Source organism: Edaphobacter sp. (genome assembly GCF_035763405.1).
GTDB lineage: Bacteria > Acidobacteriota > Terriglobia > Terriglobales > Acidobacteriaceae > Edaphobacter.
The window spans coordinates 18,378-29,989 of the sequence record NZ_DASUBE010000059.1; the positions used below are offsets into that span (position 1 = coordinate 18,378).

Below are 11,612 nucleotides of genomic sequence, written 5' to 3' on the forward strand. Positions count from 1 at the left end.
CCAGCGTCAACACCAGCCGCGAAAAATCGCCTACTGATATTTATCCAGTAGAAGCGCCAGCTTCTTCCGCGCCTCGTCCGGAATCGCCTTGCGATCGGTCAAAATCGCATACTTCAGCGCATCGCCGCAGGCACAGGTCCGTTCCTTCGGCATAGCCGCCACGGCTGCACGCACCACCTTCGCCGCATTGTCAGCATTCTGATGCAACACCGCCACAATTTGGTCGATGGTCACATCATCATGTCCTTCGCGCCAGCAGTCATAGTCCGTTACCATCGCCATCGTCGCGTAGCAGATCTCCGCCTCGCGGGCCAGCTTGGCCTCCTGCAGGTTCGTCATGCCAATCACGTCCGCGCCCCAACTCCGGTAAAGGTTCGACTCCGCGCGCGTCGAAAACTGCGGCCCTTCCATGCAGACATACGTGCCGCCCGCCTTGCCCACCACGCCAACTGCCTGGCAAGCCTTGCCAAACGCCGCCGCAACCGTTCCGCAGACCGGATCGCCGAACGCAACATGCGCAACGATCCCTTCGCCAAAGAATGTGCCCACGCGCGCAAACGTGCGGTCGATGAACTGGTCCGGAATCACAAAGTCCGTCGGCTTATGCTCCTCCTTCAGCGAGCCGACAGCCGACACCGAAAGTATCCGCTCCACACCCAGCATCTTCATCGCGTAGATGTTTGCACGAAAGTTCAACTCGCTCGGCAGGATGCGGTGTCCGCGTCCATGCCGCGCCAGAAACGCAACCTTGCGCCCCTCAAGCTCTCCCAGAATGAAAGCGTCCGAAGGCTCGCCAAACGGCGTCGTCACGCGCTCCTCGCGCACGCCCGAAAGCCCGGGCATGGCGTACAGGCCGCTGCCCCCAATGATGCCAATCTCTGCCTTGCTCAAATGATTTGGTCTCCTCTAATGCGCGCGTCCCGGCTCTGAGGCCGCTTGCGTCCCATTCAAAGTATATCGTCCGAGCCCCACGCGCATCATGCCAAACGACGCCAGCGACCGCGACATCGAAAGCGCAGGCTCGTGCATCGGCACGTCTGCAATCTTCAATGGCCCCACACCTTGCCCGCTCTCAATCTGGTCTCGCAGTTTGCGCGCCAGAGAAAGTTCAAACCCCTCACTCACAAAAACGTCCTTGCCTGAAATCGAGAGCAGCACATCGCCCTCTCCGGTCGAGTACACTCGCTCACCCGCATCAGCCTCGTCCCTCTGCCGCCGCTCCGCATGCAAATACTTCCGCGCAATCTCCGTCTCATACACCTGCAAAAACGACCGCGCCGCGTCCTCGCTCTTCCACCGCGAGTAATACAGCAGCCCCAGCGAAGCCGTCGAATCCTTCTCCGCCTCCGTCACCGCCGACTTCCGCTGCGCAGCGTAATACAGACCACCGGCCCACTGCGGAGTCAGCACCGCCGACAACTTCCTTCCACCAAACAGTTCCGTCAGAATCCGCACATCCAACTCACCCATCACACCTACGTCGTAAGGCGTGTACTCGGCGTCGATCAGCGGATGAATGTCCGGCAGCCGCAGCACCGGCACCGGCACGTGCGCCATATACGCAGCAGGATTCATAATCTCGAAGCTCGACGAGGGCGGATTCGCCAACACTCCCGCAAACGCGGCATCGCGCCCCTGCTTCACCAGAATCGCCTGCTCGAATGCAAGCCCATCGCTGTAAGGAAAGATCAGCGACTGCTGCAACAATAGCGGCGCCCGCGACATCATCGGAGACCCACTCGTGTCCGCTGCCAGGTCTTTCAGCTTCTCGCCAATCCCCGGAGCGTCGGCAATCGTCTTGCCCGTGGACCGCAGCGTGTAGTCCACAAACACCGCCATCGCCTGCCCTTCGGCCACGGCGCTACGCGCTGTCTCAGCCTCGTCCGTCTGCAGGTGGTGATTGTCTTCACTCACATTGCGCGCAATCCCGTCATCGCCCACATCCGACCACTTCTCCAGCCCCACCTTCTGATCTTGTAGCGCGTGCGTCAACTCATGCGCCAGCACCGGCTTCTGATCGTCCAGCTTAATCCAGTCCAGCAGGTTCACCGTCTTCGTCTTGTTGTCGTAGAAGCCCGCAATCTGCTCCGTCAGCAACCCCAGCAAAAACGGCTTGAGTTGAAAGTCGCGGTCGAGCAGCCCGAACTTCTTCAGCACAATCTCATCGCGCTCCATCCGCTTCGCGCTCTGGTCGTCATCGAACTTCTTCGTCAGATATTTATTGACCTCATCGCGCGAGATCAGCTTCCGCTTCACCTTGTGCTCAATCGGCAGCTTCGAGTCGTTGCTGACAAACTGCAAAATCGTATCGACGGACTGGAACAGCTCCTTCGCCTGCGCCTTCGTCATCGGCGTGGCGCTCTCCGCAGAGTCTGTCTGCCCGCTCGCCGGAGGAGCCGTCTGCGCGAGACACGCCGCACCGACCACCGCGAACACAGTCATCGCGGCCACCCACACCATCCACTGCCCGCTGCTCCCAACCCGTCCGTGCGACACAAGACCTCTCAATCCACCGCTATAATCAAGTGTACGCAGAGTTTCGCCCATCCGCCCGCCCATGACTCCAACCAGCCATCCCGACACCCAGGTCTCATCGGCAGCCCAGCTTGCCGCCCTGCTCCACGGTGCGGGCATCTCGCCGCTCGCAGACATCGGCTGGCTCCGCATCACCGGCGCGGACCGCGTCCGCTGGCTCAACGGCATGAGCACCAACTCCATCCAGCAGCTTGCGCACGGCGAAGGCAACTACAACTTCTTCCTCAACGCGCAGGGACGCATCCAGGGCGACGCCAACATCTTCAGCCAGCCCGATGCGCTGCTCCTCGAAACCGCCGCCACGCAGATACCCGCGCTCATGCCCCTGCTCGACCGCTTCATCATCATGGACGACGTCGAACTCACCAACATCTCCGCCACGCGCTCCGGCCTCGCCGTCACAGGCCCTGAAGCCGCGCGGCTGCTCGAACAGATCAGCCTGCCCACCGCGCAGCTCAACGAGTTCGAGATACAAGCGAGCACATGGAACGAAGCCGAAGTCACGATCATCCACGCGCACAGCCCGCTTGTCCCGCACTACGAACTATGGTCTGACGCCCAGACCGTCGCATCCCTCACACAAGCCCTCATCTCCGCAGGAGCAACACACTGCGACCCCGAAGCCCGCGAGTGGCTCCGCATCCTTGAAGGCACGCCGCGCTTCGGCACTGACATCCGCGACAAAGACCTGCCGCAGGAAACCAACCAGACCCGCGCGCTCCACTTCAGCAAAGGCTGCTATCTCGGGCAGGAGATCGTCGAGCGCATCCGCTCGCGCGGCAACGTCCACCGCACCTTCACCACGTTCCGCCTCGAAGGCGCACTTCCAGCCGCAGGCGTACCACTCGAAGCCCAAGGCAAGCCCGTCGGCGAACTCACCAGCGTCTCCGCCATCCCGTTACCCGAAGGCCTCGTGCAGCTGGCGCTCGGCTACATCCGCCGCGAAGCACTCGACCGCAATGCCGCTTTGCACTACTCCGGTGGAACCGCAACACCCTCGTCAATTCCCTATACTGCTGAAGCGCAGAAGCAGCAACCAGCATCAGAACCAGAGAGAGCATAAGCATGTCCGAACAGAACAAGCCCTTCGTCGTCACCGACCGTCGCAAGTTCACCCTTGAAGGCGAGCCGCGCCCCGACGCCGACCCATCGCCTGAAAAAGAGCACCGCGCCCCCATGCCGGTTGAAGCCGCGGTCGAAGCCGTGTCCGAGCCCAGGCCAAAAGTTGAGCACGTACCCGAGCCGGCAGCCACAGCGCAGCCCGAGACCGCAGACGACCTCCCCCCCGGCCCCACCGCCGAGCAGTCCGAGCAGTCCCGCATCGCCTACGAGGCCACCGCCGATCGGCTCGACACCGCCGTCCGCGCCGCCAACCCCGGCATGGACCACCCGCCCGCCATGAGCTTCGAGGGCCTCGTCCAGTCCGTTTACATGACCGCCATCATGCAGCTTGGCGGAGCCACACCCGAAGGCCAGCAGCCGCAGGTGGACATCCTCGGCGCGCGCCAGAGCATCGACATGCTCGGCGTCCTCGCTGAAAAGACCAAAGGCAACCTCGCCGTCGACGAGTCGCGCCTGCTCGAAAGCGCCCTCTTCGAGCTGCGCATGGCCTTCCTCGAAATCACCCAGGCGCTCGCACGCTCCGCCGCCGCCCGCACGCAGCAACCACCCGCACCGGGCAAACCTGCCGGCCCCAGCATCGTCCGCTAGATGCAAATTCAACCGTCACCGTTTTAGTTTTTTCACGCAGTTCTAGCTTTGTCATTCTGTTTTACGGTCGTCATTTGTCGTTCTGTTTTATGGTTGTCATTCTGAGCGCAGCAGCCTGCCCTGAGCGAAGTCGAATGGGAAGAATCCCTGTATTTTCTCAGTCGCGCCATCACTCTCAATGACATCCGATACAACGCATTCAGCAATAGGAACATGCGCTAAACGATGCAGGCCACGCTCACCTTTCTCGGCTCCGGCACCTCCATGGGAGTACCCACGCTCGGCTGCGACTGCGCCGTCTGCCGCTCCGCCGTCTCCGCCGACGGTGACCCGCGCAACCGCCGCACCCGCCCCTCCATCCGTCTCGCCTACAACGACCGCACCGTGCTCATCGACACCGGCCCCGACTTCCACGCCCAGGCCGTCCGCGAAAATATCCGCCGCGTCGATGCTGTCCTCTACACCCACGCTCACGCCGACCACGTCATGGGCTTCGACGATCTCCGCCCGCTCAGTTTCTGCGTCCAGGGCAATCTGCCCATCTACGCCGATGACGCCACCGCCAGCGCCATCGAGCGCATCTTCGCCTACACCTTCCGCACCGAAGATCGCTACCCCACCAGCGCCCGCGTCCAGCTCCACCGCATCGACTCCACTCCCGGCGCCTCCTTCGACGTCTTCGGCGCAACCGTCCGCCGTGTCCCGGTCACGCACGGCATCCAGCAAATCACCGGCTACCGCTTCGGCTCCGCCGCCTACCTCACCGACATGAGCGACCTGCCCGAAGAGAGTGTCCCTCTCCTCCAGAACCTCGACATCCTCATCCTCGATGCGCTCCGCCGCGACCCGCACTTCAGCCATTCTCACCTTGAAAAATCCATCGCCTTCGTCGAAAAGCTCAAGCCGCGCCGCGCTTATTTCACGCACATGAGCCACGACCTCGACCACGCCGTCACCGAAGCCGCGCTCCCGCCGCACATCCGCCTGGCCTACGACGGCCTCCAACTTCAGTTCGAGATCGCCTGATGCAGCTCTTCCGCCAACTCGCAGACGTGCCGCCGAACTTCGGCCCCTCCGTCGCCACCATCGGCAACTTCGACGGCGTGCATCGCGGACACCAGTGGGTCCTCTCCGAAGTCGTCGCTCGTGCCCGCTCGCTCGGCATCACCTCCGTCGCCGTCACCTTCGACCCGCACCCGGCCCGCATCACACGCCCCGAATCGCGCCAGCCGCTCATCACGCCGCTCGACGAAAAGATCCGCCGCATCGCCGCCACCGGCGTAGACGCGCTCCTCATCCTTCCCTTCACCGCCGCGCTCGCCCGCACCGCTGCGCGCGACTTCGCCACCAACATCCTCCAGCAGACACTCCACGTCCGTGAACTGCACGAAGGTGAAAACTTCCGCTTCGGCTACCAGGCTGAAGCTGGCGTCCAGAGCCTCAAAGCACTCGGCCGCGAACTTGGCTTCACTGTCCGCGTCTACGCTCCGCGTCATCTCCGCCGCCGCGCCATCTCATCGACCACCATCCGCGCGCTCATCGCCGAAGGCAACGTCAGCCAGGCCCGCGCGCTGCTTGGCCGCCCGTTCAGTATCGCCGGCACACCCGCCTCAGGCCGCGGATACGGCACACGCTACGCAGTCCCCACCATCAACCTCGCACCCTACGACGAACTCCTCCCCGCCAACGGCGTCTACATCACAACCCTCACCGTCGGCACAGGTCCCTGCATCGAGACCTTCGACGCCGTCACCAACATCGGCACGCGCCCCACCTTCGGAGCCGACGCTCTCACCGTCGAATCACACCTGCTCAACTTCCACCCCATCGAACTCACCGAAGCGACGCCGCTCACCCTCACGTTCCTCCGCCGCCTGCGCCCCGAGATCCACTGGCCCAGCCCCGAAGCCCTCCGCGAACAGATCGGCCGCGACGTCCACCGGGCCCAGCGTTACTTCGCTCTTGCGAGCGCCCTGTACCGCACCCAATCAAAGTCCACATAGCCACCGCCCGCGCGCCGCAGCGTGTTGAATGCAAACAGCGCAGGCCGGGCGCCTTTCCACCAACTGAAGACCATCGTCACAGGTGTCCCGGCAGACAGAAAGTGCGCGCCGCCGTCCACGCTGTAGAAGTACATCGCTGTGTCCCCAACCACATGCGCCCGCAACTCAATCGCGCCCGGCCCGACCGATGCAATCTCCTGCGAGCTGCCGTGATCGGAAAACACCAGCACCCGCGCCGTTCCTCGCCTCACCACGGCAACGTAGTCCAGTCCCTTGTCGAACATCGAGACGCCCGCGCGGTCGCCATCCCGCATGTGGCCGGTCTCCATGCGCGCCGTAAAGTCGAACGCATTGCCCTGCATCGACTCGGTCAGCGTATTGCGCGCATGAAACAGGTCCGGCGCAAACATCGTATCGAGCCGCAGAAACCCGCGCCGCTCCGTCAGTGACCAGTGCGCATCGTCCGGGTTGTGGTTCCACTCCCACATCGGCGCAAGCGTCGCGCCGCCGAAGTCATCCGAGGTCTGCGGAGCCATCTCGTCCGCACCGCGAACAACCACCGGCAGAGGCCCGCCCGCCACCGGCTCGCCTGCATCATCTGCGCTGACACTCTCTCCCATCACCGGCCAGTCATCCACCCAGCGCACCGGCTCCAGCAACACCACGCGCCCATGCGCGCCGCGAAGCTGAAAGTGCAGAAACCATCCGCGTCCATCCGGCGTTTCCACATACGCACCCTGATGCGGCCCATTGATCTTCGTGCCGCCCTGCGCCAACACAATGCGATACTCATACGGCCCGTAGATCGTGCGAGACCGCAGCACCGCCTGCGAGCCGTTCCCCACACCGCCCATCGGCGCAAAGATGTAATACCATCCATGCCGCTTATACATCTTCGGCCCTTCGAGCACCGGCAGGTCCTTCGCATCCTCGACGATCACCTTGCCGCTATCCAGCACTCTCATCCCGTCCGCCGACATGCGATGCAGAATCAGCGGTCCCGCGTGCAGCCGCGAGTGGACGAGATACGCCTTGCCGTCATCGTCCCAGAAAGGACACGGGTCTTCCCAACCCGGTCCGCGAATCACAGCCACCGGCCTGCTCCACGGCCCCGTCATACTCGGAGCAGTGCTGACAAAAATGCCCTCATCCGGCGTTGGAAAATAAACATAAAACAGCCCGGCGTGAAACCGCACCGCCGGAGCCCACACACCGCCGCCATACCGCGTTCCGCCGTCCATATCGTAGGCAGGCCCAAAGGGAAGCTTCGGCAGCACGTGCCCCGTAATCTCCCAGTGCACCAGATCGCGCGAGTGCAGAATCGGAATGCCCGGAGAAAAATGAAAGCTCGAAGCAATCAGATAAAAATCCTCGCCCACGCGAATCACATCCGGATCGGAGTAATCCGCGTAGAGCACCGGATTCTGATAACGCGGCTGCGCAACAGCCGTCTTCTGCGCAGCAAATGAGCATGCCGGGAAAGCAACGGCGCACAACATCAAAACTGTGTTCAACGATCTGAAGCGAAGCATGGTTCTCCTCTAAGACATTCAGGCATGCATCCCTTACGCATCGTCGTTCTGAGCGCAGCGAAGAACCACCGTATTGTGCTCGTAGTTGCACGGAACATATTGTGAGCCAACGACTCTTCCAGCAACCTCCCTAAAACTTCAGCTTCAGCGAGAGCTGCCCAATCCTCGGATCGCCATTGGTCGAAGTAACCCGTCCAAACGCTCCATTAGTCCGTGAGCCTTGCGGATCGCCGAAGTTCGTATGGTTCAGCACATTGAAGAAATCCGCACGGAACTGGAGCTGCAATGCCTCATGCAACTGGAAGATGCGCATCGCGCTCGCGTCCCAGCTTGCAAACTGCGGCCCCACAAAGCTGCCCTTCACAATATTGCCGTAGGAGAGCGGCACGCTCACCTTGTAGCTCGGGTTAATCGAGAAGTTCGCCGGATTCAGATACGACTTACACGCAGAGTTCGCCGTGGCACAAGCATTCCCGCCATACGGATTCTGCCCGTTCCAGATCGCTCGGTCGCGGTTCAGGCCCGTGCCGTCCACGTTTGCGCCCGTCACCGTCAGCGGATCGCCGCTGCGGAACAGGAAGATCCCGCTTGTCTGCCATCCGTTCGCCGCAAACCGCGTCGCGCGATTGCCGCTCTTGAGTTCAGGCAGCAGCCAGACGTAGGACATACTGAGCACATTGCGATGGTCGTAGTCCGCCGGCCCATGATCGAGCCGCTTGTAGTTCGGCTCATACACCGGCAGCACGTATGACGACCCCGGCACCACCGCCGTCACCGACGATCCAAACGCATTGTTGTCAATCGCCTTCGACCACGTGTAGTTCACAAACGCGGTCAGCCCGTTCGCCACACGCTTCTGCAACGACGCCTGTAGCGAGTGATAGCTCGCAATCCCGCCCGTATCCACCGTAGCAATTGGGTTCGGATAATTCTCGACCGGAGTCGTCGAAGCATACACACGCTTGCCCACGTTCGGCCCCTGGTTGTAGATCGGGTTAATGTCCGTCGGATTAATCTGGTGGAAGCTCTGCGAGCCCACATACGCCAGCCGCCCGGAGAGCGTCTTCGTCATCTGCTGCTCCACAGCAAGGTTGTACGAGTAAGTCACAGGCACGCGAAACGTGTCCGCATCAAACGTGCTGAAGCTCGAGTTCTGATAATTCGCCAGCGTGAAGTAGCTCGCCGGCGGAGGCTGCGGCGCCGGAAAGACATTTCCTCCCGGAATGTTCGCATACGGATCCGAAAAATTCCCAAGGCTCGTCGGTGAGTAGGACACATTCACCGAAGCCACAAACGGCACCGAGTTCGCAAAGATGTTGTCGAAGACCCCCGGCAGCCGCGTGTCGTAAAACTGCCCCGCTCCGCCACGCACGCTCGTCCTGCCGTTGCCGAACACGTCATACGCAAAGCCGAAGCGCGGCATGAAGTGCGTGTACACCGGCCGCACCATGTTTTTCACAAACCCCCGATCTCCGGGGAACAGTAATCCAGCAGGCGCCGTAGTGTGTGTGGTCGAGATCTGCCCCGCCGCCCGTGCCGCCGGACTGAACACGCCCTGCCGCCCCACCATCTCGCGCTGCGGCGAAAACGGCTCGTACCGAATGCCGTAGTTGAGCGTCAGCCGCCGCGTCACCTTCCAGCTATCCTGCGCATAGTAGCCCGTCACGCGATAGCGGTTGTTGAAGTACTGCCCCGAAGCCTGCTGAAACACCGTCAATCCGCCCAGCAGAAAGTCAGCCATCGGGCTCGCAATCGTCGAGTTGCTGTTGAACTGAAATACTCCCGGCTGCTGAAACTGGTTGTTGATGTCCACCTTCGCCATCTCACCGTGGAAACCGAAGCTCAGCGAATGGTTCCCCTTCACCCAGTGCAGGTCGTCGGAGAGCGTGTAGTTGTTGCGCCGGAACGAAGCCGCCGGATTGTCTCCAATGGTGAAGAATCCGACAGCCTGAATCTGGTTGATCTGCTTGAACGCCGGCTGCCACACCTTCACGCCCAGGTCGTTCACATTCGGCGCACCGGCCAGCGGCCCGCGCGATGCATCTTCAATCTGATAACTCAAAATAAAGTTGTTCAGCAGGTTCGCCGAAAACACATGCGCCTCACTGATCAGCGCATTGTGATAGCGAATCGTTGCCTGGTCCGAGTAGGTCAGCAGATTGGTTGCATCCAGCACGCCCGCATTGTCAAAGCGGTCGTAGAAGTAGCGCAGCGTCAGGTGATCGTTCGCCGTCAGCGCATGGTCGCCGCGCGCCGTGTACTCAATAAAGTTCTGGCTGCTCGGCTTGAAGAACTGGTAGGTCCCATCGGTCCCCGAAATCTTCGGCAGATACTTCAGCAGCGCCAGCGACGAAGCATTGAAGTCCGCCGGATTCACCTGGCACGTATACGTGCTCCCTGTAGGCGTGCAGGGATACGGCGCCAGCGTCTTCGGGTTCGAGATCGCCGTCGCCGACGAAAGCCCCGTGAACGTCCCAGCCAACTGCGCAGGCGTGGGCAAAAACGCCGTCCCGCCCACGGCCTTGTTCCGATACCGCGTCGCCTGCATTCCGAACGAGAAGAACGTCTTGTCGCGCCCGTTGTACAGGTGCGGAATCACCACCGGCCCATTCAGCGTGCCGCCAAACTGGTTGCGCTTCAAAAAATCCCTCGTCTTCACGCCATTCTGATAGCTGAAGTAATTCGCCGCATTGAACACGCGGTTGCGCACATACTCAAATGCATCCCCATGCAACGCGCTGCCGCCGCCCAGCGTGATGATGTTCACCACGCCGCCCGCATTCTGCCCATACTCCGCGTTGTAGTTGCTTGTCTCTACGCTGAACTCCTGCAGCACATCCGGAAACGGAAACGGCGCGTTGACGTTCGTGTACTCATCCACGTTATTGCCGCCGTCCAGCATATAGTTCACCTGGTTGGCGCGCGTGCCGTTGATCGTCACCGCAGCCACTACAGGAAACGTCTTCGTCTGCCCCTGGTCGATGTTCTGGCTCGATGCGACCACCACGCCCGGCACCAGCGTCGTCAGCGCCGCCGCGTTGCGTCCATTGAGCGGGAGGTCATTCACTCGCTGCTGGCCGATCACCTGCGACAGTGTGCCCGTCGTCGTGTCCACCTGCGGCGGAGCCTCCGTCACCGTCACCGTCTGGCTCGCACTGCCCACCGTCAGGGCAATGTTCACCGTCACCGCCTGGTCCGCCTGCAACACCACATTCTTCTGCGTGAACTGGGCAAAGCCACTCGCCGTCGCCGAGATCGAATACTCTGCCGGAGCAAGCGAGGGGAAGACGTACTCACCAGCGCCGCCGCTGGTCGCCGTCACCGCCGCTCCAGTCCCCGTGCGAGTAGCCGTAATCGTCGCATTGGGAACGGCAGCCCCGGTGCTGTCCGTCACAGTTCCATTGATGCGGCCAAGCCCCTGCCCAAACACAGCAGCGGGCATCACGACCGCGGCCACCAGAGCAACCAGACTCAAAATGATCGTGCAATTAATTTTCTTCATGGCACTCCTCGAAATTCCTACAACAAAAACCGCTGACTCCACCAAGGAAGCAACGATTGAGCGGGGCCCTTGTAAGCACGCAGCATGCTGGGTGAAGGCAGATGGCTTCACTGGTGTGGCAATACTCGCGCCTCTGCCTCTCGGTGGGAGCGCAGGACTTTAGCCCTGCCAAACTGCCGGCAAAGAATAAGGGGCTTTAGAGGGTGCTGAAAAAGTCCGTTTTGCTTAAGGGCACGGCTTCAGCCGTGCCGCAAGTACCGCAAAATCAGCGCGGCTTTAGCCGCTGAGGTACGCCTTTCTCTTCGCCAATGACTTTTTCAGCACCCTCTT

The 11,612-nt window shown here is 61.6% G+C and carries 8 protein-coding genes; 4 read left to right on the forward strand and 4 right to left on the reverse strand.

What is annotated here, in order from left to right; all coding sequences use genetic code 11:
* Nucleotides 1-30 precede the first annotated feature (30 nt).
* Both mtnP and VFU66_RS05895 read right to left on the reverse strand, forming a co-directional pair.
* Entirely contained in the window at nt 31-891 is an 861-nt protein-coding gene (gene mtnP, locus VFU66_RS05890; protein WP_326445310.1) for an S-methyl-5'-thioadenosine phosphorylase, read from the reverse strand.
* Nucleotides 892-906: 15 nt separating this feature from the next.
* Nucleotides 907-2,496 carry a hypothetical protein gene (locus tag VFU66_RS05895; protein WP_326445311.1) on the reverse strand — a complete coding sequence of 530 codons (1,590 nt, stop codon included), beginning with the start codon at nt 2,494-2,496 and terminating at the stop codon, nt 907-909.
* 61 nt (nt 2,497-2,557) lie between these two features.
* Between VFU66_RS05895 and ygfZ the strand changes: the two genes are divergently transcribed.
* From ygfZ to ribF, 4 genes are all read left to right on the forward strand, one after another.
* A complete protein-coding gene (ygfZ, locus tag VFU66_RS05900; protein WP_326445312.1) occupies nt 2,558-3,598 on the forward strand; it encodes a CAF17-like 4Fe-4S cluster assembly/insertion protein YgfZ in 1,041 nt (346 codons plus the stop codon).
* A gap of 2 nt (nt 3,599-3,600) precedes the next feature.
* Complete coding sequence (locus VFU66_RS05905; protein ID WP_326445313.1) at nt 3,601-4,245, forward strand: DUF1844 domain-containing protein; 645 nt, start codon at nt 3,601-3,603, stop codon at nt 4,243-4,245.
* Nucleotides 4,246-4,470: 225 nt separating this feature from the next.
* Nucleotides 4,471-5,271, forward strand: coding sequence for an MBL fold metallo-hydrolase (locus tag VFU66_RS05910; protein WP_326445314.1), 801 nt, complete (start codon nt 4,471-4,473; stop codon nt 5,269-5,271).
* On the forward strand, nt 5,271-6,248 hold the full coding sequence (gene ribF / locus VFU66_RS05915) for a riboflavin biosynthesis protein RibF (RefSeq protein ID WP_326445315.1): 978 nt from the start codon (nt 5,271-5,273) through the stop codon (nt 6,246-6,248). The genes VFU66_RS05910 and ribF overlap by 1 nt, the downstream gene beginning before the upstream one ends.
* On the opposite strand, the gene VFU66_RS05920 is transcribed toward ribF, so the two are convergent.
* On the reverse strand, nt 6,197-7,780 hold the full coding sequence (locus VFU66_RS05920) for a glycoside hydrolase family 43 protein (protein WP_326445316.1): 1,584 nt from the start codon (nt 7,778-7,780) through the stop codon (nt 6,197-6,199). The genes ribF and VFU66_RS05920 overlap by 52 nt on opposite strands.
* 130 nt (nt 7,781-7,910) lie before the next feature.
* On the reverse strand, nt 7,911-11,282 hold the full coding sequence (locus VFU66_RS05925; protein ID WP_326445317.1) for a TonB-dependent receptor: 3,372 nt from the start codon (nt 11,280-11,282) through the stop codon (nt 7,911-7,913).
* Nucleotides 11,283-11,612: the final 330 nt, after the last annotated feature.